The 21615-nt window shown below is 63.9% G+C and carries 26 protein-coding genes and 1 pseudogene; 21 read left to right on the top strand and 6 right to left on the bottom strand.

Annotated features, from left to right (window positions below):
* The first annotated feature begins 185 nt into the window (after nt 1-185).
* The 9 genes from NMAG_RS04720 to NMAG_RS04760 all read left to right on the top strand — a co-directional run bounded on the left by NMAG_RS04720 (nt 186) and on the right by NMAG_RS04760 (nt 7535).
* On the top strand, nt 186-926 hold the full coding sequence (locus NMAG_RS04720) for an HAD family hydrolase (protein ID WP_004216799.1): 741 nt from the start codon (nt 186-188) through the stop codon (nt 924-926).
* A gap of 49 nt (nt 927-975) precedes the next feature.
* Nucleotides 976-1998, top strand: coding sequence for an adenosylcobinamide-phosphate synthase CbiB (cbiB, locus tag NMAG_RS04725; protein ID WP_004216800.1), 1023 nt, complete (start codon nt 976-978; stop codon nt 1996-1998).
* Complete coding sequence (gene cobS / locus NMAG_RS04730; protein WP_004216801.1) at nt 1989-2750, top strand: adenosylcobinamide-GDP ribazoletransferase; 762 nt, start codon at nt 1989-1991, stop codon at nt 2748-2750. Before cbiB ends, cobS begins: the two co-directional genes overlap by 10 nt.
* Nucleotides 2750-3481, top strand: coding sequence for an NTP transferase domain-containing protein (locus NMAG_RS04735; protein ID WP_004216802.1), 732 nt, complete (start codon nt 2750-2752; stop codon nt 3479-3481). Before cobS ends, NMAG_RS04735 begins: the two co-directional genes overlap by 1 nt.
* Nucleotides 3478-4644: a nicotinate mononucleotide-dependent phosphoribosyltransferase CobT gene (cobT, locus tag NMAG_RS04740; RefSeq protein ID WP_004216803.1), complete on the top strand. Its 1167-nt coding sequence runs from the start codon at nt 3478-3480 to the stop codon at nt 4642-4644. Before NMAG_RS04735 ends, cobT begins: the two co-directional genes overlap by 4 nt.
* Entirely contained in the window at nt 4634-5785 is a 1152-nt protein-coding gene (locus tag NMAG_RS04745) for a pyridoxal phosphate-dependent aminotransferase (protein ID WP_004216804.1), read from the top strand. The genes cobT and NMAG_RS04745 overlap by 11 nt, the downstream gene beginning before the upstream one ends.
* Nucleotides 5785-6651, top strand: coding sequence for an adenosylcobinamide amidohydrolase (locus NMAG_RS04750; RefSeq protein ID WP_004216805.1), 867 nt, complete (start codon nt 5785-5787; stop codon nt 6649-6651). Before NMAG_RS04745 ends, NMAG_RS04750 begins: the two co-directional genes overlap by 1 nt.
* 26 nt (nt 6652-6677) lie before the next feature.
* The gene (locus NMAG_RS04755) at nt 6678-7175 is read left to right on the top strand and encodes a hypothetical protein (RefSeq protein WP_004216807.1); all 498 of its coding nucleotides are present in this window, start codon (nt 6678-6680) and stop codon (nt 7173-7175) included.
* 141 nt (nt 7176-7316) lie between these two features.
* Nucleotides 7317-7535, top strand: a complete 219-nt coding sequence (locus tag NMAG_RS04760) for a hypothetical protein (protein WP_049916403.1) — start codon at nt 7317-7319, stop codon at nt 7533-7535.
* Nucleotides 7536-7768: 233 nt separating this feature from the next.
* Here the strand turns inward: NMAG_RS04760 and NMAG_RS04765 are convergent, their stop codons facing one another.
* Complete coding sequence (locus tag NMAG_RS04765; RefSeq protein WP_004216811.1) at nt 7769-8659, bottom strand: sulfurtransferase; 891 nt, start codon at nt 8657-8659, stop codon at nt 7769-7771.
* Between the two features lie 105 nt (nt 8660-8764).
* Here NMAG_RS04765 and NMAG_RS04770 point away from each other — a divergent pair, with 105 nt between their 5' ends.
* The gene (locus NMAG_RS04770; RefSeq protein ID WP_004216813.1) at nt 8765-9523 is read left to right on the top strand and encodes a fumarylacetoacetate hydrolase family protein; all 759 of its coding nucleotides are present in this window, start codon (nt 8765-8767) and stop codon (nt 9521-9523) included.
* A gap of 6 nt (nt 9524-9529) precedes the next feature.
* On the opposite strand, the gene NMAG_RS04775 is transcribed toward NMAG_RS04770, so the two are convergent.
* Together NMAG_RS04775 and NMAG_RS21975 are read right to left on the bottom strand one after the other, a co-directional pair.
* Nucleotides 9530-9790: a hypothetical protein gene (locus NMAG_RS04775; protein WP_004216815.1), complete on the bottom strand. Its 261-nt coding sequence runs from the start codon at nt 9788-9790 to the stop codon at nt 9530-9532.
* A gap of 3 nt (nt 9791-9793) precedes the next feature.
* A complete protein-coding gene (locus NMAG_RS21975; protein WP_004216817.1) occupies nt 9794-9946 on the bottom strand; it encodes a hypothetical protein in 153 nt (50 codons plus the stop codon).
* Between the two features lie 130 nt (nt 9947-10076).
* Between NMAG_RS21975 and NMAG_RS04780 the strand changes: the two genes are divergently transcribed.
* The 5 genes from NMAG_RS04780 (at nt 10077) to cruF (ending at nt 14825) form a co-directional block, all read left to right on the top strand.
* Nucleotides 10077-10589, top strand: a complete 513-nt coding sequence (locus NMAG_RS04780; RefSeq protein ID WP_012996449.1) for a YkgJ family cysteine cluster protein — start codon at nt 10077-10079, stop codon at nt 10587-10589.
* A 109-nt stretch (nt 10590-10698) separates the two neighbouring features.
* Complete coding sequence (locus NMAG_RS04785) at nt 10699-10983, top strand: translation initiation factor eIF-1A (protein ID WP_076609512.1); 285 nt, start codon at nt 10699-10701, stop codon at nt 10981-10983.
* Nucleotides 10984-11304: 321 nt separating this feature from the next.
* The gene (locus tag NMAG_RS04790; RefSeq protein WP_004216828.1) at nt 11305-12888 is read left to right on the top strand and encodes a phytoene desaturase family protein; all 1584 of its coding nucleotides are present in this window, start codon (nt 11305-11307) and stop codon (nt 12886-12888) included.
* Nucleotides 12875-13897 carry a prenyltransferase gene (locus NMAG_RS04795; protein WP_012996450.1) on the top strand — a complete coding sequence of 341 codons (1023 nt, stop codon included), beginning with the start codon at nt 12875-12877 and terminating at the stop codon, nt 13895-13897. Before NMAG_RS04790 ends, NMAG_RS04795 begins: the two co-directional genes overlap by 14 nt.
* A complete protein-coding gene (gene cruF / locus NMAG_RS04800) occupies nt 13890-14825 on the top strand; it encodes a bisanhydrobacterioruberin hydratase (protein WP_012996451.1) in 936 nt (311 codons plus the stop codon). Before NMAG_RS04795 ends, cruF begins: the two co-directional genes overlap by 8 nt.
* 48 nt (nt 14826-14873) lie before the next feature.
* Here cruF and NMAG_RS04805 read toward each other — a convergent pair whose 3' ends face one another.
* Together NMAG_RS04805 and NMAG_RS04810 are read right to left on the bottom strand one after the other, a co-directional pair.
* Nucleotides 14874-15830, bottom strand: coding sequence for a phytoene/squalene synthase family protein (locus tag NMAG_RS04805; protein WP_004216832.1), 957 nt, complete (start codon nt 15828-15830; stop codon nt 14874-14876).
* A 197-nt stretch (nt 15831-16027) separates the two neighbouring features.
* Entirely contained in the window at nt 16028-17287 is a 1260-nt protein-coding gene (locus NMAG_RS04810) for an ornithine cyclodeaminase, nickel-pincer nucleotide-dependent (protein ID WP_004216833.1), read from the bottom strand.
* 149 nt (nt 17288-17436) lie between these two features.
* On the opposite strand from NMAG_RS04810, the gene NMAG_RS21980 reads away from it, so the two are divergent.
* The 3 genes and pseudogenes from NMAG_RS21980 to NMAG_RS20840 all read left to right on the top strand — a co-directional run bounded on the left by NMAG_RS21980 (nt 17437) and on the right by NMAG_RS20840 (nt 18556).
* Nucleotides 17437-17598, top strand: a complete 162-nt coding sequence (locus NMAG_RS21980) for a hypothetical protein (RefSeq protein WP_012996452.1) — start codon at nt 17437-17439, stop codon at nt 17596-17598.
* A gap of 146 nt (nt 17599-17744) precedes the next feature.
* Entirely contained in the window at nt 17745-18188 is a 444-nt protein-coding gene (gene msrB, locus NMAG_RS04815; RefSeq protein ID WP_004216835.1) for a peptide-methionine (R)-S-oxide reductase MsrB, read from the top strand.
* A 162-nt stretch (nt 18189-18350) separates the two neighbouring features.
* Nucleotides 18351-18556 (top strand): annotated as a pseudogene (locus NMAG_RS20840) (DUF2196 domain-containing protein).
* A gap of 9 nt (nt 18557-18565) precedes the next feature.
* On the opposite strand, the gene NMAG_RS04820 reads toward NMAG_RS20840, so the two are convergent.
* Nucleotides 18566-18820: a hypothetical protein gene (locus NMAG_RS04820; RefSeq protein WP_237076818.1), complete on the bottom strand. Its 255-nt coding sequence runs from the start codon at nt 18818-18820 to the stop codon at nt 18566-18568.
* 55 nt (nt 18821-18875) lie between these two features.
* Between NMAG_RS04820 and NMAG_RS04825 the strand changes: the two genes are divergently transcribed.
* The 3 genes from NMAG_RS04825 to NMAG_RS04835 all read left to right on the top strand — a co-directional run bounded on the left by NMAG_RS04825 (nt 18876) and on the right by NMAG_RS04835 (nt 21555).
* Nucleotides 18876-19781 carry a YihY/virulence factor BrkB family protein gene (locus tag NMAG_RS04825; protein WP_004216838.1) on the top strand — a complete coding sequence of 302 codons (906 nt, stop codon included), beginning with the start codon at nt 18876-18878 and terminating at the stop codon, nt 19779-19781.
* 273 nt (nt 19782-20054) lie between these two features.
* Nucleotides 20055-20840, top strand: a complete 786-nt coding sequence (locus NMAG_RS04830) for an endonuclease/exonuclease/phosphatase family protein (protein ID WP_004216840.1) — start codon at nt 20055-20057, stop codon at nt 20838-20840.
* Nucleotides 20841-20904: 64 nt separating this feature from the next.
* Nucleotides 20905-21555 (top strand): phospholipase D family protein, encoded by a 651-nt coding sequence (locus NMAG_RS04835; RefSeq protein ID WP_004216843.1) that lies wholly within the window; start codon nt 20905-20907, stop codon nt 21553-21555.
* The last annotated feature ends 60 nt before the right edge of the window (nt 21556-21615 follow it).

Here is a 21615-nt window from a genome sequence, read left to right on the forward strand (position 1 = left end):
CCGTTTCTCTTCGCTTCTTCCGACTCACTGTCTCCGCCATCGCCGTTGTCGCTCTGGTACGATACTTCAGTCGCTGCCCCTCTGACGTGCCGATACCGGTCGATACTGGTTCGCTGGAATCGGTTCCGAAGCGACGATTCGCGGGAACCGCGAAGATAAAGTTGACTTGGGGTAATCACACGAGCGTGGGAGTTTCGTTCGACCTCTTCGATACGCTCGTTACCGCCGACTACCCGGCCGACCCCGCTGCAGCCGTCGCGACCGAACTCGCCGAGCGCGGCGTTTCGGTGCCTGACGACTGGGCGGACGCGTACACGGAGGTTCACATCGACGCTCCCGACGGCGCAGAAGTCCCGCTTCCCGCACACGTCTCTCGCGCGCTCGCGAGTCGTGACGTTGCAGTCAAGGGAAACGCAGCCAGACGAGCGGTCGTTGCCGCGTTTGACCCTACTGTCGAAACCAGACCGGGTGCACGGGCGGCGATCGACGCCGCTCGCGACCGCGGCCACGAAGTCGCGCTCTGCTCGAACTGCAGCGTTCCCGAACTCGTCGGACGGGCGCTCGTCCGATCTTCACTCTCGCGCGATGACTTCGACGGGATCGTCACGAGCGTCGGCTGTGGCTGGCGAAAACCCGCACCCGAAATCTTCGAACAAACCGCGGCCGAACTCGGCGTTTCCGCCACAGACCTCGTCCACGTCGGCGACGACCCGCGAACTGACGGCGGTCTCGCGTCCGTTGGCGGAACCGCGCTCTTGCTCGCCGACGACCGTATGACAGACGGCAGCAGCGTGTCAGCCGAGGGTCCCAGTGGTGAGCCGGGAGACACACACGTACTCGAGTCCCTCGCTGAACTCCCCGACGCACTCGACGCACTCCCCGACACACTCGACAAGACCGAGTCCGGAGGTGACCGACTGCGATGACGATCACTGTTTCTGGCCATCTCATCGAACGCGCGAGGGCTGACCCGTGGTGACCACGGCCTTCCTCCTCGCCGTCGCCCTCGGCCTCGATCACATCGTTGGCGAGCCGCGAAACGCGTTCCATCCGGTCGCCTGGCTCGGTCGTCTCATCGCACCACTTGACCGTGAGTGGAGCGACCGCGACCGGTACCAGCGCCTCGCTGGCGTTCCAATCGCGCTCGTCGTCCCGCTCGTGCCCGCCGCTGCGGCCGCCGGGTTCGTTCTCGCTGCAGCCGCCCTCTCGCCGCTCGTCGGCATCGCGGCTGCCGCTCTCGTTCTCTGGCTGACGATCAGTTTGCGATCCCTACTCGAGTTGACCGACGAGGTCGTCCGCGCGACGGCTGGTTCCGCGGCGGAACTCGAGACGGCTCGCGACCGCGTACGCGGTCTCGTTGGCCGGGACACAGCATCGCTTTCGCCGGCCGAACTTCGCAGTGGGGCACTCGAGAGCGCGGCGGAGAATCTCGCGGACGGTCTCGTCGCGACGCTCCTGCCGTTCGCGCTGCTCGCCCCGTTTTCGTTGCCCGCTGCCGCAGCGGCTGCGGCGTGGGTGAAGGGCGTCAACACGCTCGATTCGATGCTTGGCTATCCGTCGAAGCCCCACGGGACCGCGAGCGCGCGCCTCGATGATTTCGTGATGTGGATCCCCGCTCGTCTCTCCGCAGTGTCGATCGCTCTCGCCGCAGGTGCGCCGCTTGCACTCCGACGCGCGGCAGCGTGGGCTCGGACACCGCCGTCGCCGAACTCGGGGTGGCCGATGGCGACGCTCGCGTGCGCGCTCTCGGTTCGCCTCCGCAAACGGAACGTGTACGACCTCAACCCCGATGCGGAATTGCCGGCACCCGAGGACGGCGAGCGCGCGACGAGCGTGATTCGCGTCGCTGCTATCGTCTCGGCCGTGATTTCGCTGGCGCTCGCGACGGGGGTGGCCGTTCTCGCAGCCGAGTTTGGCACTGTGGACGGACCGTTTATCGCTGACAGCATCCTACTGGAGCCACTGCTTGCTCTCCCGGAGGTGGTGCAGTGGTCGTAAGACGCTGGCTTCGGGCAACCCGCGGCGCGCTCGGCTTCCTGACGCGACTGCCGGTTCACCACCGTGATGGCGACTGGGAGGCGTTCCGATCCACGCCGGCCGCGTTCCCGCTCGTCGGACTCGTCGCTGGCACACTCGCCGCAGTGCCGCTGCTCGCGGCCGATGTACTCACACCGCCGGTCGTCGCCTTCGGCTACCTGCTCGCCGTTTACGCGGTGACCGGCATTCACCACCTCGACGGCGTCGCCGACCTCGGCGACGCGCTCGTCGTCCACGGCGACGCCGACCGCCGGCGCGAGGTCCTGAAAGACACGACGACCGGCGTCGGTGCGATCCTCGCCGTCGCGATTACGATTTCGGGACTTGCACTCGGCGGGCTCGGTCTCGCCGCGCTTCCGGCGCTGACGGCCGTCACGGTCGCCATCGGTACCGAAGTCGGCTCGAAGTTCGGGATGGCGACGATGGCCTGCTTCGGCCGCGCGCCGTACGAAGGCATGGGTCGACAGTTCACCGAGGCGTCGACGCCTGGCGGCTGGCTCGTCCCCGCAGCGCTCGTCCTCTCGGCGGCGGCGTTCACCTGGCCGCGCCCGGTCGCGCTCGCCGTCGCTGGCGGCGTCGCCGGCGTCTGTCTCCCCTGGTACTGGGCGACTCGCCACCTCGGCGGGATCAACGGCGACATCTTCGGCGCGGCGAACGAACTCGGCCGCGTCGCAGGACTGCACGCGGGGGTGATCGCGTGGACGCTCTTGTGATGTGCGGCGGGAAAGGCACCCGACTCGAGAGCGATCACGAAAAGCCGCTCCACCCCATCGCGGGGGTTCCGATGGTCGACCGCGTCGTGGGTGCACTCGAGTCCAGCCAGATCGAGACGATCTACGCTGCAGTTTCTCCGAACGCACCGAAAACGCACGCACACCTTTCTGAATCAGACCGAGATGTCAATCTCGTCGAGACGGCGGGCGAGGGTTACGTCGCGGACTTGCTGACTACGCTCGACCGGCCGGAGATTTCCCAGCCACTACTCACAGTCGCAGCGGACCTCCCGTTGCTCTCCGCAGCCGCCGTCGACCAGGTGGTTACAGCGTATGACGAGCGCGGTGGTGCCGGATCGATGACCATTTGCATTCCCGAAGCTCGGAAGCGAGAACTCGGGGTCAGCATCGACTCGCGGCTCGAACAGGCGGATCATGACGCTGGCACTGCCTCTGACGATACCGCTCTTGTCCCGACCGGCGTCAACGTCGTCGGCGAGTCGACTGCTGACGACACGACCGACCAAGACACCACAGACGACACCCAACCATCCATGACCTACGTAACCGACGACCCGCGACTCGCGGTCAACGTGAACCAACGCGAAGACGCTCGCATTGCTACCGCGTACATCCGGGATCCGGAAACGCGAGCAATGCGAGAAACGAAAGAAGCGCACGAAACGCACGAAACGCACGAAACGGACGGCAGACACGGTGACAAACAATGACTCGTCCGCGTCTCATCCTCCCAGCAGGGACCACCGAAACCGCGCTCATCGACGGCATCAGCGCCGCCGGCGCGGCTCCCGAACTGATGGCGCACACTCCCTCCGCCGACGTCGAGATACTCGAGTTCGGCGCGCCCGCGCGCTCGCCGGTGACGCCGGTCAGTCCGACTGGCTGCCCGACGCCGGCGGCGGTCACGCGGGCCGTCCGCGAGGTATGCGGATTCGACGTGACGGTGGTCGACGCCGGACTGGCCAAGCCGACGAGCGTTCCCACGGTCGACCTCGGTGTCGAGCCAGGGAACGATATCCGCGAGCCCGCAGCCGTCCCGGACGCAACGGCGATTTTCGACCGCGCGCACGGCTACGGAGCGAGCTTTCCCGACGGCGAGGACGACATCGTCATCGGCGAGACGATTCCCGGCGGCACGACGACCGCACTCGGTGTGCTCACCGCGCTCGGCGAGCCGACCAGCGTCTCCTCGTCGCTCCCGGAGAATCCCGTTGAGCGAAAGCGCCGCGTCGTCGACGAGGCCCTCGCCGCGAGCGACCTCGCAGCCGGCGACTGCGAGTCCGCACCGTTCGACGCGATTCGGGCCGTCGGTGATCCAGTTCAGCCGACCGTCGCCGGTATTGTGGCGGGGATACTCGAGTCCACACCCACTGCGAGCGTCACCCTCGCTGGCGGGACGCAGATGGTTGCCGTAGCCGCAATCCTCCGTCACGCGGGTGTCGACGCACCGCTCGAGATTGCGACGACCTCGTTCGTCGCGGCCGAGCAGGGCGAGCAACTCGAGTCGGCCTGCGCTGCGCTCGACTGTGAACTGACGGTGACCGATCCCGGCTTCGCCGACCACGAGCGCGAGCACGTCGCGATGGACCGCTACTGCGCCGGTGAGGCAAAGGAGGGCGTCGGCATGGGTGGTGCGCTCTCCCTGGTTCCAGCGGGCGAGTTGGCGGCAGTCAGAGACCAGTTCGAGATGGTTTGTCGGCGGCTGGGAATCGAATCTGACGGGTCTGGAGAGCGTTCTGGCCTCGACACCGACCCCGACCCCGACACCGACATCGACACCGACCCCGACACCGACCCCGACCCCGACACCGACATCGACACACCTTCCAGAACCGACCCGGAACCAGCACCCAACGTCGATCATGGACCCTGACTCGATCCACACCACCGGCCGCGTTCCTCACGGCGGTGAGCCCGACCCGGCCGTCGTCGATGCCTCGGCGAACACCAACGCGAACACACCCGACGGCGTCGACGAGGTGTACCGCAACGCACTCGAGGAGTCCCGACGCTATCCCGACGACGAGTACGCCGAGTTCCGGGCCGCGGCAGCCGACTTCGTGGGCTGTGAACCCGAACAGGTAATTTCGACGCCCGGCGGGCTAGCCGCGATTCGACTGGCGATGGAACTCGCGCTCGAGCCCGGCGACGAGGCACTCGTCCCCTACCCCAGTTTCGGCGAGTACGCCCGCGAAGTCCGCCTGCAGGGTGCGACGCCGCAGTTCGTCCGCTACGACGACATGCCGTCGCTGCGCGCGGCTGCACTCGAGTCCGCTTCGCTCGCGATTATCTGTACGCCGAACAATCCGACGGGTGACGCGGTCGACCCGGCCGACCTCGTCGCCTTTGCGAACCGCTGTGCGGAGGCGGGGACGACGCTGCTCGTCGACGAGGCGTTTCTCGGCTTTACTGACCTGCCCTCCGCGGCAGCCGTTGCACTCGAGTCCGACTACGCGTACGGCCGGGAGCACGTTATCGTCGCCCGCTCGCTCACCAAACTGTTCGGCCTGCCGGGTCTACGCGCTGGCTTCGCCATCGGATTCGGCGAGAACAGACGGGCACTCGAGTCGGCCCGCCGCGCGTGGTCGCTCGGAACGCCGGCCGCGCGCGTCGGTGCACACTGTCTTCGGCAGGACGAGTTCGTCCGTGAGACACGCGAGCGGGTTGCCGAGGAGCGCGCGCGAGTTCGCGAGCGGGTGGAAACCGAGCCCGAGTCCGAGCCCGAGTCCGAGCCCGAGTCCGAGCCCGAGCCCGAATCCGAATCCGAACTCGGGTTCGACGTCGCGCCGTCGGACGCACCGTATCTGCTGTGTGACGTAGGCGACCGCAACGTCGACGACGTGATCGAGACGGCGCGCGAGCGCGGGGTGGCCATCCGCGACGCCCGCACGTTCCGGGCGCTCGACTCGCACGTTCGAATCGCGATCAAAGATCGGGAGACGAACGACCGGGTGCTCGCGGCACTCGGTGCTGGCGGGCCGGAGGAGTCGGAAGGTGGTAGTGGTGGTGGCTGATGACCGCTGACGAACCAGCTTTCCAGGCCGTTCGTCGCGACGGCGTGCTTCGGGTGTCACGATCCGAAACCGAGTGGCTCTCGAGTGGCTGGAACGGCGGCCGCTGGCAGTCCGAGGCTGCGTACAACATCTCGGTGCCGGAGGAGTGGGGTCACCAGGATCTCGGCGCGTACGTTTCGTCGCGACTCGAGCGGGCAGGATTCCAGGACGTGGCGTTTCCCGAGCGCGATGGCCGGTCGAACTCGCACGCACAGCAGCCAGGACCGGCCCTCCTCACTGGTGTCGACATGACCGACGCCCGCGGCGCACACTGCGGCCCCGTTACAGCCTACGCGACCGCCGGCATCTCGAACCCCGCCGCGCTTCCGATGGATCCCGCAGGTGGTTCGCTGCCTCCCACGGACGCTCAGACTAGCGAGACAGATGAAACAGAGACCACCATCGGCACCGTCAACGTCATCGTCGGAACCACGCGCGCACTCGAGTCCGGCGCGCTCGCGAACCTCCTGGCAGTCGCTGTCGAGGCCAAGACCGCGACGCTCCTCGCCGAAACTGGCTTCCCGGGGACCACGAGCGACGCGGTGATCGTCGGCCACGATCCGGCAGGTACGCCTGCGGCGTTCACCGGCAGCGCGACCCGCGTCGGCGCGGCGACGCGGGCCTGTGTCCGCGAGGCGGTTCGGTCCTCACTTCACGCGCACTACGAGGACGGGACGTACACACTCCCCGATTCTGTGGCGGACGCGACCTACGGTGTGTCGACTGCTGTCGAGGCAACGGTGTTCGAACCGACGGTTGGTGAGTTTCCGGCTGATGATTCAGTCGCCAGTCAGGACGCAACGACCGTCCCCGACAGCCAGGATTAACTCCCCCCGAACCGAAGCCACCGCCGATGGGTGTCGACTCCGATCCGGCAGCGATTCGCTCGATTGCCGTCTCGCCAGCGGATGTCGTCGACGCCTACGCCTACACGCAGGAGAACCCCGGCGAGGCCGTCCTTCGGATCACACCGCCGTTCCACGGCCGAATGCGGGCCCGTATCCACGTCTACCGACACGACGATGCCGAACTGACCGGTGCCGTTCACGTTCGCCCGGCGGACGTACTCGAGTCCGACGTGATCGAGGCCTACCCGGCGTTCGACGAGGTGGCGACCGGTGGGAGATCGGCCGATGGAGAGGGAAGCGTAGACGGTTCGGATGATGCGGATGGGGCGGCGAATGAGAGTGATTCTACTACTGCTACTGATGCTGTCTCCGACGACCGCCGCAAACATCACGCCGAGGCTGTCGAGCGGTGGCAGGAACGTGCGCGTGAGGCACTTCTCGATGAGGTGCAGATCGATACCGAAAGCGGCCAGCGACCGGTCGACGTCAAGTCACTCGGCTGATCGGACAGCGTTGCCGACCAGTATAGCGTACCGACAGTGAATTTCCCCGGGGGAATTCGAGCGAGAGAGGTTCGGAACCGACTACTTTCACTTTCACCACGGACGGGTCGGATTGACATACTGTCAGTCCAAGTGATGAGTATGACACTGATCGTCGACCGAAGTGATGACCGCTCCCGTAGCGACCTCACCGAGGACGAAGCCAGCCATAGCGAAGCCACGCAGCGCGAACGAATCGAAGTCACCGAACTGCACGCGGCCGGCGTCGAGGAGTTCATCCACGACCAGACTGACGTCGACACCGATCAGGTCTCACTCGAGCACCGAGGTGCGCGTACGTACCTCGTCCTCGAGGAGTAAGTCGGCTGTCGGCGGGCAGTCGCGGGCAGTCGCGGGCAGTCGCGGGCAGTCGCGGGCAGTCGCGGGCAGTCGCGGGCAGTCGCGGGCAGTCGCGGGCAGTCGCGGGCAGTCGCGGGCAGTCGCGGGCAGTCAGCCAGCAAAGACGGTTCTGACGGAGCCACACGCAGTCACGTCACACGATTGCTCCACCCACACTAACCCCACCAAACACACCAACCCCACCAAACACACTCTCACCCCGACTCGCCGCGCTCAATCGGCGCGCGGACGAGATTCCCCCACTCCGTCCAGGAGCCGTCGTAGTTGTGCACGTCGTCGTACTCGAGTAACTCGTGGAGCGCGAACCACGCGATCGCAGAGCGCTCGCCGACGCGACAGTAGGTGACGACGGATTCGTCGCCGTCAATGCCTTCGTCTGCGTACAGCTCCTCGAGTTCGTCCGGCTCTTTGAACCGGCCGTCGTCGCGCAGGTTAGTCTTCACCGGGACGTTCGACGCGCCGGGGATGTGCCCGCCCCGCTGGGCGGTCTCCTGGAGCCCCTCGGGCGCGATAATCTCGCCGGAGAACTCCGCGGGTGAGCGAACGTCGACCATCGGGATGCCGGCCTCGCGGGCCTTGTCCACGTCGTCCTTGTAGGCGCGAATACTCTCGAATGGTCCTTTCGCGGTGTACTCGACGGCGTCGAAGTTGGGTTCGTCCTCAGTTAGTGGATACTCCTCGTTCACCCAGTAGTCCTTGCCGCCGTCGAGGACGCGTGCGTCGTCGTGGCCGTAGTATTTGAATTCCCAGTAGGCGAAGAGGGCGAACCAGTTCGGGATCCAGCCGTTGCCGTAGAAGACGACCGTGGAGTCCTCGCTGATACCGTGTTCGCCGACTGTCGCCTCGAAATCGTCTTTCTTCAGGATGTCTCGCTGGTCCTGATCGGAGAGGTCTTCGTCCCACTGCATCCTGACTGCGCCGGGGATGTGGCCTTCATCGTACCGCGAGGGAAAGTCGCCTTTGTCGGGGGATTCAGGGCTGTTGACCTCCACGAGCCGGTACTCCGATTCGGCTGCCTGAAACTCGTTCAGGTGGTCTTCGACCCAGTCCGCCGAAACCAGTACGTCGGTGTCGTAGTCGGACATGCGGCGACTACTCCGACGAGCACCGTCAAAAGCGTAACACGCGGTTGTCGGACACGTCCGAAACCGAACCGGTAGGCCTACTTCGATCGGTTCACGACCCCCTGTATGCGACTCGCACGGATCGAGACCGAGAGCGGACCTGTAGTTGGACGATATGAGGACGGCGTCGTTCACCCGATAGACGGGAGCGGCGATACCGACGACACCGACGACAGCACGTACGAGGTCGGCGTCGACGGCGACCTGCTCCCACCCTGCGAGCCGACGGCGCTCTACTGCGTCGGTCGAAACTATGCCGAGACGCTCGAGCAGATGGAGTACGAACGTCCCGAGGAGCCGGACTTTTTCATCAAACCACCGGCATCGCTACTGGCCCACGAGGAACCGATTCCGTACCCTGACTTTACCGACGAACTCACGTACGCCGGCGAACTTGCGGCCGTCATCGACGAGGAGTGTCACGATGTGGCCGAGGACGAAGTCTCCGAGGTCGTCCGCGGCTACACGATCATGAACGACGTGGACGCGCTCGACCAGCAGGGCCGCACCGCGCGGAAGGCATTCGATGGCTCCGGCCCGCTCGGTCCGTGGATCGAAACCGAACTCGACGCGACGGAGACGGAACTCGAGATGCACACCGACGTGGCGGGCGAACGCCGCCAGGAAGCGACGACGAATCTGATGTTGTTCGGTGTTGCCGAGGTCGTTTCCTATCTTTCGAAGCGATTTACGTTCCAGCCGGGCGATGTCGTCGCCTTCGGCAGCCCCGCAAACCCTGGCCTCGTCGAACCGGGTGATACGATCGAAATTACGTACGAAGGTGTCGGTACATTGCGGAACACGGTTGCCGAGACGACCGACTAGCTGTCCTCATCTGGAGGTACTCGACCGTCGGCCGCTCCCACTATCAAGGCGTTCGCCGCCCGTTGCGCCGAGACCGAATCCGATCAGGAACAAGACGCCCAGAAGGATGTGCACCGGGCTGTCGAACGGTCCCGTGGTCACCTCGAGGTAGCCCCACCAGGCGAGGTAGACGAAGAATCCACCGACAAGGAGAGAATCGGTGCGCACCCCGGTGAACCGCGAGAACAGTGCGCCGGAGACAGCGCAGATGAGTACCAGTGAGAGCATCAGTCACAGTTCGCCGATCCAGGCTTCGACCGTCGACCAGGTGACACGCGCTAGCACCGTGAGAACGTACGAGACGAGGAAGACGAAGCCAGCCCCGCCGAGAATTTCGGTGAATCGGTCGGATATTTCTTGCTCGTTATGCGGTTGGTCGGGCATCTGTTGCTTGGTATGCAGTTTTCTGTCGACGACTATACGTTTTCGTCTCGAACAGTTGTCCGCAGACGACTCCGGTTCGCACCCGGTACCGGTAGAAAGGCACTTCAGCGCGAACCGTCTCCACGAACACGTGAGCGCTGACACGACACGACGTGTCGAAGTCTACCCCGACCGCGAGGCCGTCGTCGAGTTCGATCCCAATCTCACTTTCGAGTGTGTCGACGACTGCACCTGGTGCTGTCACCACGGCGTCCTCCTCTACGATCGGGACCTTCTCGAACTCGCCCAGCGGGCGAACCTCGCCGAGACGACGACCGACTTCCGCGGCGAGAAGTTCGTCACGCGCGAGGCAAAAGACCGAGAGGAACACGTCGCAGACGACGGCTCCGCCTGCGCGTTTCTCCGTGAGGACGGCCTCTGCTCGTTGCATCTGGAGGAGGACTGGAAGCCGGCGCGGTGTTCTGTCTTCCCGCTCGGCGTCTGGCTCGAGGACGGCGACCTCCACGTTGACATCCGCGAATCTGCCCACGACCACTGTGACGGCCTGAACGTCAGCGAGCGCCGCGTCATCGACAATCTCGAGGCCTTCCTGCCGGAACTGTTGTGGGAACTCCAGAACCCTGATTCAGAGCGCGAGCTCTAATACACTTGATACAAATACGCTGAAACGACCGATTTCCCCACACCAGGGCCGTGGTGCGTGGTACCACGACTTTCCGATGATTTAAACGTCTGCCGAACGTAGGTCAGGTGTGACAGAAGAATCCGGGCGACGGAATCTCCGTATGCCCAACAGCGATGAAGTATTCGCCGTCGTAACCGAACACCTCGGTGGCAACCATGTGCAACTGCGGTGTGAGGACGGCGAGGAACGTCTCGGCCGTATTCCAGGCCGAATGAAATACCGAACCTGGATCGAGCAAGACGACATCGTCGTCGCCGAGCCCTGGGACTGGCAGGACGAGAAGGCCACGATCGAGTGGCGCTACACCAGCCAGGACGCCGACCAGCTCCGCCGCGAAGGCCACATCGACTGATTTTACTTCGGTGGCAGTAGCGCTGCGCTGACCCCTATACCTATATCCACGTTAGGCCCATAGCTCCTGCCACGTTCACATCCGTCCTTTAACCCACAGAGCCGCCGGTCACGCACTTGTAACGCCGATCACGCACTCGCAAACGTGTCTTATAGGAAGGGTGATGACATCACACCGTGGTCGTGGTTCGTTTTCATCGCTCGACTCCCCATCGGACCGGCCACAGCAGCAGCTATTCTCCCAGCAGGCGTCCCGCTATTTCCTTGCGCCCCACACTGTCAGGACCTAGGTTTTTCACTACACCAAGAGTCAGTGTCGACTATGCAACCACTATCCGGGAACTCCGTCGTCATCGTCGGGGGCGGTGTCGGCGGCCTCTCGACCGCCTGTTATCTCGCCGACGCCGGCGCTGACGTCCGCGTCGTCGAGCAAAACGACCAACTCGGCGGCCGCGCGAGCCGTCTCGAACGCGACGGGTTCCGGTTCGACATGGGACCATCCTGGTATCTGATGCCCGATGTCTTCGAGCGGTTTTTCGCTAACTTCGACCGAACGCCAACGGACTACTACGACCTGACACACCTCGACCCCCACTACCGAATTTTCTTCAAAGACAGCACGAACCCAGATCTCGAATCAGCAGGGACTCGAGTACGCACGGATGGCGACACCCCAGCGACAACCACGATGACGGCCTCGTCTCAGATACCGGGCGACCGGATCGACATCACACCGGATCTGGAGCGAACGAAGGAACTGTTCGAGATGTACGAGGAGGGCGCTGGTGAGGCACTCGAGCGCTATCTCGAAAAATCTCGGGAGAACTACGAGGTCGGCATGGAGCACTTCGTCTACAAGGATCGGCCACGGCTGCGAGATTACATCGACCCGGCCGTTGCGCGACAGGCGCGCGGGCTCTCGTTGCTCGGATCGATGCAGGGCCACGTCGAGAACTACTTCGACCATCCGCAGTTGCAACAGATCATGCAGTACACGCTGGTCTTTTTGGGCGGGTCGCCGTCGAACACGCCGGCGCTGTACAACCTGATGAGCCACGTCGATTTCAACCTCGGCGTCTGGTATCCCGACGGCGGTATCGGGGCCGTTATCGACGCCTTCGTCGACCTCGGACGAGAACTCGGCGTCGAATACGACACCGGGCGACCGGTGACGAAAATCAAGGGCCGGACGGGCGCGTTCCTCGTCGAAACGACCGACGGTGCGCTCCGACCGGATCTGGTGGTGAGCAACACTGATTACGCACACGCCGAACAGGACCTGCTCGCGCCCGAACGACGCGGCTACGACGCCGACTACTGGGAGTCCCGAACCTACGCCCCCTCTGCGTTCTTGCTCTATCTCGGCGTCGAGGGCGACGTCGACGACCTCGCCCACCACACGCTCGTTCTCCCGACCGACTGGGAGGAGCACTTCGATCAGATCTTCGAGGATCCGCAGTGGCCCGAGGACCCGGCGTACTACCTCTGTGTGCCCTCCGAAACCGATGATACTGTCGCACCCGACGGCCACAGCGCGCTGTTCGTCCTCGTTCCGATCGCACCGGGACTCGAGGACACCCCCGAAATGCGCGACCAGTACCGAGAACTCATCCTCGACGATATCGAGACGTATACGGGAACCAGCCTCCGGGATCGGATCGTCTTCGAGGAGGACTTCTGTGTCTCCGACTTCGCCAGTCGGTACAACAGCTACGACGGGACCGCACTCGGGCTCGCCCACACGCTCAGACAGACGGCCCTGTTCCGGCCACCACACCGCTCGAAGCAGGTTGACGGACTCTATTTCACCGGGGCCGACACGACGCCGGGGATCGGCGTCCCGATGTGTCTGATCAGCGGCGAGCTGACGGCTGAGGCCGTGCTGGGGGACCATGGCGGTGCCTGAGAGCGTACTCGGACTCGTGAGGTCGGGGTTGCGTTTGGTGGGGGACTCGAGTACCGCGCTGTCTTCTCCACCCTCTCACGCCGACGGCGTCTCGGACGATAGTGCCCCTGCAGCCAGTGCTGACAGCGGTGAAACCAGCGGAGCCAGCGAGACCGCTGGCCGAGGCGGCTTCGAGTCGCTCTCGTACCTGTTCACCCTCTCGCGTCCGCGATTCTGGTTCTACCTCGCCGGTCCGGTGCTAGTGGGCATCGCCTACGCGGCCGAGAGCACCGGTGACCTGATCACGCTCGCGACGGTCGCACTGTTCGCGTACTTCCTCGTGCCGGCGAACGTGTTCCTCTACGGGATTAACGACATCTACGACCGCGAGATAGATGCGAAGAACCCGAAGAAAGCGGCCGACGAACGGGAAGCGCGTTACCGCGGTCAGGGGTACGTACCAGTCGCGGTTGCGCTCTGTGCGTCGCTGGCAGTGGTACTCGTTCCGCTCGTGCCGAGCGCGGCGTGGCCCTGGATCGCCGTCTTCCTCGTTCTCGGCGCAGCCTACAGCGCGCCGCCGGTCCGATTCAAGACGACGCCGTTCCTCGACTCGGTCTCGAACGGCCTCTACATCGCGCCGGGTGCGGCGGCCTATGCCGCGGTTGCCGGCACGCAGCCCCCTGTACTCGCCGTCGTGGGTGCCTGGCTCTGGGCGATGGGGATGCACACGTTCTCCGCGATTCCCGATATCGTACCCGACCGGGAGACTGGAATCCGTACGACTGCAACCGTTCTCGGTGAGACGCGGACGTACGGCTACTGTGCTGCCTGCTGGCTGGGCAGTGCGCTCGCGTTCGCCGCGCTCGATGTCCGACTCGGCGCGCTGTTGTTGGTCTATCCGGCACTCATCGCCACTATTGTCGCGACGCGAATCGACGTCGACCGCGCCTACTGGTGGTTCCCGGCGATCAATACTGTCGTCGGCGCGGCGATGACCATGGGTGGCCTCTGGGTGGTGCTCTATGGATAGTCCGGACTCGGGCTCCGAAGCGGACTCGTCACCAGAATCCGCTTCTGGCTCTGGTTCCGCCTCTGCCTCGACTTCGACTACCCCAACTCGAACCAGCGAGGGGTCACGCGCTGTGCTCCAGCACCGACTCGAGTCCATCATCCGTGAGAACCGGTTCACCATCGCGGTGGTGTTCCCGGTCATCGGTGCGGTGACGCTCGTGGCGAGTGATCTCGGGCTGTTGCCGGAACCCCTCGCGTACAACCCGCTGTTGTTGCTGTTCGGGACCGCCGTGATGCGTTCGCCGCTGCTCGTCGGCCTCTTGCCCCGAATCGGCTGGTGGGCGCTCGGCTGTCTCGGCGTGTTGACTGCGTACACATATGCAATCGAAATCGTCGGCGTACGGACCGACTGGCCCTACGGCGCGTTCGAGTATACGATCCAGCTCGGGCCGATGCTCCTCGGCGAGGTGCCACTGGCGCTGCCGCTGTTTTTCATCCCGCTGGTGCTCAACGCTTATCTGTTGACGCTGCTGGTGCTCGGCGAGCGCCACCGGAATCCCGTCCTCAGGCTGGCTGGTGCCGTCACGGCGGTGATCGCCGTCGACCTCGTTCTCGATCCAGCGGCCGTCGCAATCGGCTTTTGGGAGTTCACGCCTGCGGGTGTCTACTACGGGGTTCCGGTGTCGAACTACCTCGGCTGGCTGCTCTCGGGGACCATCGCAGTCGTGCTCGTCGACCTGGCGTTCGACCGCGAGGCGCTGCTCGAGCGCGTCCGCTCCTGTGAGTTCATCCTCGACGATCTGGTGAGCTTCGTCCTGCTGTGGGGGTCGATCAACCTGCTCTACGGCAACTGGATCCCCGCTGCCATCGCCGGCCTGTTCTGTCTCGGCCTGTTCAGCACGGGCCGGTACGATCGTGATCTGCTTCGAACGGCCGTTCCGGCGTGAACCGGAATTGCCGTCTCGACGGTCAGTGAACCGGCACTCACTTACCAGTCATTGAATTGGCGTCCGTTCACCGTGTTCGTTATGTCTCGTCCCCCTGCTCGCGTCAGCAGCGGGAACGGCCGAAACACGTTGAAACACGGCCTCCGGGTCGCGATTCCACTGCCAGTGCCAGCGCGTCTGGAGCACACACCGAAGCTTTCGTGCCGTCGACAGCGACGGCTCCGACGTGAGCACGTCGTAGCCTTGCGCACGAATCAGCGCGTGGTGCTCCGCGTAGAGCACTGCTGCAACGAGCACCGGGAACTGGCAATCGTCCGGCAGGTAGCGAATCCCAGCCACTCCCGCCCGGTACCGGGCCTCCGTCCGCTGTAACTCCTCTGCCATCGCCGCCGCGAACGAGTCGTCGAACTCGAGTGCCTCGATCTGAGCGTCGGACACACCGTGTTTACGGAGGGTTTCTTCCGGGAGGTAGATCCGGTCGCGGTCGAGAATATCCTCGCGCACGTCGCGCAAAAAGTTGGTCAACTGGAAGGCTTCGCCGAGTTTGATGGCATGCGGACGGGCCGTTTCCGGGAACTCGGGTTCCATAATCGCGGTCATCATGACGCCGACGGCGGCCGCGGAGCCGCGCATATAGTCGTCGAGTTCGGCGGCAGTTTCGTAGCGGCTCTTCGTAATGTCGGTCGCCATCGCGTCGATGAAGACGTTGATCTCTTCGTCCGGAATCTCGTAGCGCTCGCAGAGCGTCCGGAACGCCTCGAGGACCGGGTCCTCGGGCTCGGTCTCGCCGAGTGCCTGTGCGCGGAGGGACTCGAGTTCGGCCCGCTGGGTTTCGGGGGGCACGCCGTCAGCGTCGTCGACGATTTCGTCGGCGATGCGGAAGAAGGCGTACAAGACGTGCGTCGCGTGGCGGACGCGCTGGGGCAGGAATTTGGTTGCGAGGTAAAATGTCTTTCCGGTCCGTCTCTGAATCTGCTTGCTGGCGTCGATGTGTTCCTGTTGCATCCTCCCTCCGTATCACAATCACTGGTATCGGTGCCGGCCCGCTGACCGCTGCCGAGTGATGGATACGGGATACCACACAACGATATAAAATACCTTGCCCTGACTACAATTTGATAAATTGATCGGGGCGAATGGGCGTTCTGGGCGTGCTGTCCCACCTGACTCTCCCAGTGACGCTGTTTCGGACGCGATGGTGCTCACGTCGAGTCGGACTCGAGTAACTCGTCGGTGAGCATTGGGAGGAACGCGCCGATGTCGGTGACGAGGCCGATTGCCTGTGCGCTGCCGCGGTCGAGCAGTTGGGTGACGGTTGCAGGGTTGATGTCGACGCAGACGGTCTTGGTTGTCGACGGCAGGCAGTTGCCGACGGCGACGGAGTGCAAGAGCGTCGAGAGCATGAGCACGAGGTCGGCGTCTTGGGCCTGCTTGCGGATCGCATCCTGTGCCTCGATCGCGTCGGTGATGGTGTCCGGCAGCGGGCCGTCGTCGCGGATCGAGCCAGCAAGTACGTAGGGGACATCGTTTCGGACGCACTCGTACATCACGCCCTCGTCGACGACGCCGGCGTCGACGGCCTCGGGGATGCCGCCGTGGCGGACGATCTCGCTGATCGTGTAGATGTGGTGTTTGTGGCCCTTCCGCGGATGTTCGAGGCTCTCGGTGTCGACGCCGAGGGAGGTACCGTAGAGGTCTCGTTCCAGGTCGTGGACGGCGAAGCCGTTGCCCGCGCTGATCGCATCGACGTACCCCTCCTGAACGAGTTCAGCAAGGGCGTTGCGTCCTCCCGAGTGGACGATCGCGGGGCCACAGACAGCGAGGACGGTGCCGTCGTTCTCGCGTACGTCGCGCATCTCGTCGGCGATTTCCTCGATTAGCGATTTGGACGGCCGTTCGCTGGAGACGCCGCCCTGCATGAATCCGAAGGAGCCGCCGCCGTTGCGCGGGCGCTCGGGTGGTTCGACGCGGATACCACTCTCGCCGGTGACGACGAGGTCGCCTTCCTCGACGGCGTTTAGGACTTTGGTGTAGACACGTGGCTTCGTGTCGCCTTCCTCAGTACCAGACTCCTGTTTCTCGACGACGAGCGCACAATCCATCTCGATATCCTCGACTGCCACCCAGTCGCCGTTGACGCGGACGTAGGTGGGGTGGTTCGTCGTCGAGTAGAAGTCGACCGGGACGACCTGGTCGTCCGGTGCGGGTTCGATGGTCGCATCCCGCGGGTCGGTGACAGTCGCACCCTGCTGGTTGAGTTCGTGGAGGATCGCGCGGAGGTCCTCTGGCGTTTCCGCGGTGACAGTCATCCGGCAGTACGTCTCGTCGTGTTTGTGGCGTCCAACCTCGAACTCCTCGACTTCGAACTCGCCGCCCATCTCCATGACGGCCCCGAAACAGTGACCCATCGACCCGGAGTCGATGATGTGGCCCTCGAGTTCGACGGTCTGGGAAACAGTCATTAGGACGTGTTGGCGGTCGACCACCGTGAAGGTGTGTGTCTTCGACCAGCATTGCGCACCGGGTTGGTGTACAGCGCTGTTGCCTTTCCTCTGTATCAGTGTGCGAGAGAGTGCCAACCTATATGGCAGCTTTTGCCATACTGTCACACATGGCAAGCACACCAACATCCCACGGCCAGTCGCGATGCCGGCGGTGTGGCTTCGAAGCCCCTGGCGGGGACGAACAGTGGCACCGAATCGATGTCCCAAAACTCGGCCGAATGACGCAGTGTCCGGACTGTGAGAGCACGGACGTCATCACGAGCAGGTAGCCGGGGACGTACGTTGAGGCGCACAAGAGTCGATTCAGAACTGTCCCACTCGCGAGCATTGAACCGGCGTACCGACGTACCGACGTACCGACGTACCGATGTCGTGTTACAACAGACTCTTGGCCGTCTCAGTTCTTGGTATTCCCATGGGAAACGACGACCACGAGCGCGCAACAGCGTCGGAACAGCAGTCGCCGGTCGACAAAACCGACGCAGAGTGGCGCGCGGAACTCGACGAGGAGGAGTACCGAATCCTTCGGGAAGCGGGCACCGAGGCTCCCTTCAGCGGCGAGTACGTCGACCACAAGGCTGACGGTAGTTACGAGTGTGCCGGCTGTGGGGCCGAACTGTTCGACGGCGACACGAAGTACGACTCCGGTTGTGGCTGGCCAAGCTTCTACGACGTCGACGACGACCGGATCGAGACACGACTCGACACCAGCCACGGGATGCAACGAACGGAAGTGCTCTGTGCTAACTGCGGCGGCCACCTCGGCCACGTCTTCGAGGATGGGCCAGAGCCGACCGGCAAGCGCTACTGTATCAACTCCGTCGCGCTGGATTTCGAGGACGAGGAGACCGAGGACTAGGGACTGTCGGTCGAGATGCGAGATGCGAGACGTGAGACGTGAGACGCGAGACGTGGGACGTGAGACGCGAGAACTGAAGACTGAGCCGTTTCACTCTGTCCTGGCGACGCGAACGCAAACGCAGGCACCACCCTTTTCGAGCGACCTGCCCCATCATCGCCCATGTCTAGTGACCGACCAACCGCGGAGGAACTCCGTCAGGGATCACCGTCGAAATCGTCCAGGGCGACCAAGATGTCGAATCGACGGATCAGGAACCGATCGTCGGCGAGGTCGGGACGGTCTACGAGGACGATCCGTCTGGCCCGAAGGTCGAACTGAAAAGCGGCGTCGTCGGCCACGTCCAGTCAGTCGTTCACGACGAGTGAGTTCCGTCTTCAGCTACGGACGGTCAGTCCGCATCTCAGCGCCAGTCCGCGTCTCAGCATCAACACCAGCGCCAGCGCCTGAACCAACATCAGCACCAGCGCCAGCATCAGCACCAGCGCCAACACCAACATCAGCACCAGCGCTAACACCAACATCAGCACCAGCACCAGCGCCAACACCAACATCAGCACCAGCGCCAGCACCAGCGCCAGCGCCTGAACCAGCATCAGCACCAGCGCCAACACCAACATCAGCACCAGCACCCACTGTCGCCACCAACAACCACTTCCGACCCACCGTTGTCTCCTTCTGACAGTCATGTCCTCCGGCAGCGACTCGAGTGCACCCGCATCCGAATCGACACCCAGCCCCGGAGCCACCTCGCTCCCAGCACTCGCTCGCTCCGTCGCTGCCGTCGCGCGCAAACGCCAGATCAGCGTCACCGCCGCAGGGCTCGCCTACCACGCGTTCAACACACTCGTTCCGCTGGTCATCCTCCTGCTCGTCGGCATGTCGCTCGTCGACGCACTCGAGCCGCTACTCGAGACGATCGAGGAGGCGGCCGGACTCGAGGGGATGCTCACGTCTGATGCAAGCGAGGTGACTGGCGGTGCAGGTATCGATCTCGCTCGGGCTGGCGTGCTCGCTCTGGCGATCTTGCTGTGGAGTGGCGCGCGGCTCTTCCAGGCCGTCAACAGTGCGTTTACGGATATCTATGGCTCTCGGAAGGACCAGTCCTACGTCGGGAGTGCGGTGACGGTGACGATTGTGACGGCGTTCAACACTGCGTTGCTGACTGTGACGGTCGCCCTCGGGGTTGCACTGATCAGTATCGTCGGCGTCAGCGCTTCCGTGTTCCTCGGCGGCGTGGCGGCAGCGGCCGTCAGCAGCGTCGTCCTCCTTGTGCTTCTCACTGCGCTCTTCTTCCCGATGTACTACCTCTTTCCGCAGGCGGACGTTTCGGCCCGCGAGGTCCTGCCGGGGACGGCGTTCGCGGCGCTCTCGTGGACGGTGCTGGCGCTTGGCTTCCGGCTTTACGTCGCAACGTCCGAGAGTGTCGCGTTGTTCGGCATCGCCGGGGCGATCCTGTTAATTCTCACGTGGGTTTACTTCGGCGGCTTCTGCTTGTTGCTCGGGGCGATCCTCAACGCCGTCCGCGCAGGTCGAGTCGACCCCGACGAGGAGTGGAAGCCGGCACAGGGTGCAATGGCGTCGGATGCGTAGCGCGTCCGACTCTCATGCGACCGTCTGCCGGAGACGAACCGCTTGCTGCGGTTCTCACTTTCTGCCGTTCTCCGCCTTTGAACTGTTCGCGTACGAGCCAGTGAGACGGATCCTGTGAGGGTGTGAGTAGGATGCTGTAGGGGGGAATCGTTATATGCCTCACCGCCTGAGTAAAGCCACAATCTGTTGACCTGCGACCAACGGGATGTGACCCGCGACTCTCCCCTGTTCACGGGTCTTCCGTGGTCTCCACCGTGAGATTCGCTCTCAACCATGAAAATCCTCTCCTGTAACGCTGGCTATCTGCTCGGCTACGAAAACGTCCTTGGCGGCTACGTCCCACCGCCGATCGGTGCCACCCTCGGCGACACCATCACTGAGCGACAGGCGTTCAGACGACTCGTCTCGCTCATCGAGCGCGAACGCCCCGACGTCGTCTCGCTGCTCGAGGTCGACCGTGGCTCTCACCGTACGATCACGGACGGACAGTTCCAGACGCTTCGCGACTCGCTCCAGCGACGTGGCCTCGCCTACGACGGTGACGTTGCGAACAAGTACGGCGATAGCGGCCTCGTCCAGTCGCTACCGTTCTTCGGCCAACTCGGCAACGCTGTGCTCTCGCGTGCCAACCGGAACCGCACGATCGTTCCGCACTACCTCTCGGCCGGTCGCAAACGACTCGTCCTCGAAGTGGAACTCGCCGCCGACGTCGTCCTGTTCATGGTCCACCTCTCGCTGGGCACTCGCAGCAGAGGACGTCAGCTCGCCGAACTCGCAACGCTGATCCGCGACCGCGCTGGCGGCCGGGAGGTCGTCGTCACCGGCGACTTCAACACCTTCGCCGCGACCGACGAACTGCACGAGTTCACAGATCAGGCTGCACTCGAGTTACAGGTACCAGGCGAGACGGTGCCGGCGCGTCCGTTCGACGACTGGCTCGTCGGCTCGAGAAGTCTCGATCTGTTCTGTTGTTCACCGTCACTCGACGTGGGGCGGTGTGACGTTCTCGACGTGCAGCTGTCGGATCATCGGCCGATTGTGCTGGAACTGGATCGCTGAGTGCGCTGGCAGTGACTGCGTTCGATACCTGTATTCAATATACCTGACCATCGTTGCGGTACGCATGATCGACGCCGAACCTGCTGTCCGGCTGTTGAATACGACTGACAGCACACGCCGGTTCGAGGACGCGCTGATCGATCTATTCGACGACAACGGCACGGTCTACCTCATCAGCGGCTACTTCACTTACCAGGGCTACAGTCGAATTCGAGACGCCATCGTCTCGTTTCTCGAGCGCTCGCGGGAGAACGAACTGATCGTCATCGTCGGCCCCGCCTCGGACCAGTTCTCCGCGCGAATCGCCAGGGACCTCTGGGCGCACGACGACCACGAACAGGTGTCGCTGTACAAGCACACACGCGGCCTTCATGTGAAGCTCTACCTCCGCGATGGGCCGGACCCGGTCTGTATCATCGGCTCCGCGAATATCACACAGGTCGCCTTCGAGTACAACGTCGAGTTGAGTGTCGAACTCGTCCGGGACAGCATCGACCACCCGGATCTACAACCGTTCTTCGAGTGGGTCACCGAGCTAATGGCAGCCGCCACACCGTTGCGACGGCGCGACATCTTCGGACCGGTTCAGGTCGGCTGCGCTGTCATCAACTGGTCGAACAAGGCGAGACTGCTTCCGATCCGAAACGTCGTGCTCAGAGCCGTGCCGGTACTCGTCTTGCTCGTTATCCTGGCTGGGCTGTTCCGGTTCGTCTGAGCTGTCCCTACTTCCGTTTCGGGTTCTCGTTCGTCGAGACTGTGAACCGATGCTTTCACT

Source organism: Natrialba magadii ATCC 43099 (genome assembly GCF_000025625.1).
In the GTDB taxonomy this organism is placed as follows: Archaea; Halobacteriota; Halobacteria; order Halobacteriales; family Natrialbaceae; genus Natrialba; species Natrialba magadii.

Bases quoted from the DNA above. Each gene is read 5' to 3' on its own strand.
- NMAG_RS04765 (WP_004216811.1), bottom strand. From the start codon at position 8,659: ATGTCCGACTACGACACCGACGTACTGGTTTCGGCGGACTGGGTCGAA.
- NMAG_RS04770 (WP_004216813.1), top strand. From the start codon at position 8,765: ATGCGACTCGCACGGATCGAGACCGAGAGCGGACCTGTAGTTGGACGA.
- msrB (WP_004216835.1), top strand. From the start codon at position 17,745: ATGGGAAACGACGACCACGAGCGCGCAACAGCGTCGGAACAGCAGTCG.
- cruF (WP_012996451.1), top strand. From the start codon at position 13,890: ATGGATAGTCCGGACTCGGGCTCCGAAGCGGACTCGTCACCAGAATCC.
- NMAG_RS21975 (WP_004216817.1), bottom strand. From the start codon at position 9,946: ATGCCCGACCAACCGCATAACGAGCAAGAAATATCCGACCGATTCACC.
- NMAG_RS04835 (WP_004216843.1), top strand. From the start codon at position 20,905: ATGATCGACGCCGAACCTGCTGTCCGGCTGTTGAATACGACTGACAGC.
- NMAG_RS04735 (WP_004216802.1), top strand. From the start codon at position 2,750: ATGTGCGGCGGGAAAGGCACCCGACTCGAGAGCGATCACGAAAAGCCG.
- NMAG_RS04750 (WP_004216805.1), top strand. From the start codon at position 5,785: ATGACCGCTGACGAACCAGCTTTCCAGGCCGTTCGTCGCGACGGCGTG.
- NMAG_RS04745 (WP_004216804.1), top strand. From the start codon at position 4,634: ATGGACCCTGACTCGATCCACACCACCGGCCGCGTTCCTCACGGCGGT.
- NMAG_RS04830 (WP_004216840.1), top strand. From the start codon at position 20,055: ATGAAAATCCTCTCCTGTAACGCTGGCTATCTGCTCGGCTACGAAAAC.
- NMAG_RS04755 (WP_004216807.1), top strand. From the start codon at position 6,678: ATGGGTGTCGACTCCGATCCGGCAGCGATTCGCTCGATTGCCGTCTCG.
- cobT (WP_004216803.1), top strand. From the start codon at position 3,478: ATGACTCGTCCGCGTCTCATCCTCCCAGCAGGGACCACCGAAACCGCG.
- NMAG_RS04760 (WP_049916403.1), top strand. From the start codon at position 7,317: ATGACACTGATCGTCGACCGAAGTGATGACCGCTCCCGTAGCGACCTC.
- NMAG_RS04775 (WP_004216815.1), bottom strand. From the start codon at position 9,790: ATGCTCTCACTGGTACTCATCTGCGCTGTCTCCGGCGCACTGTTCTCG.
- NMAG_RS04825 (WP_004216838.1), top strand. From the start codon at position 18,876: ATGTCCTCCGGCAGCGACTCGAGTGCACCCGCATCCGAATCGACACCC.
- NMAG_RS04790 (WP_004216828.1), top strand. From the start codon at position 11,305: ATGCAACCACTATCCGGGAACTCCGTCGTCATCGTCGGGGGCGGTGTC.
- NMAG_RS04810 (WP_004216833.1), bottom strand. From the start codon at position 17,287: ATGACTGTTTCCCAGACCGTCGAACTCGAGGGCCACATCATCGACTCC.
- NMAG_RS04805 (WP_004216832.1), bottom strand. From the start codon at position 15,830: ATGCAACAGGAACACATCGACGCCAGCAAGCAGATTCAGAGACGGACC.
- NMAG_RS21980 (WP_012996452.1), top strand. From the start codon at position 17,437: ATGGCAAGCACACCAACATCCCACGGCCAGTCGCGATGCCGGCGGTGT.
- NMAG_RS04795 (WP_012996450.1), top strand. From the start codon at position 12,875: ATGGCGGTGCCTGAGAGCGTACTCGGACTCGTGAGGTCGGGGTTGCGT.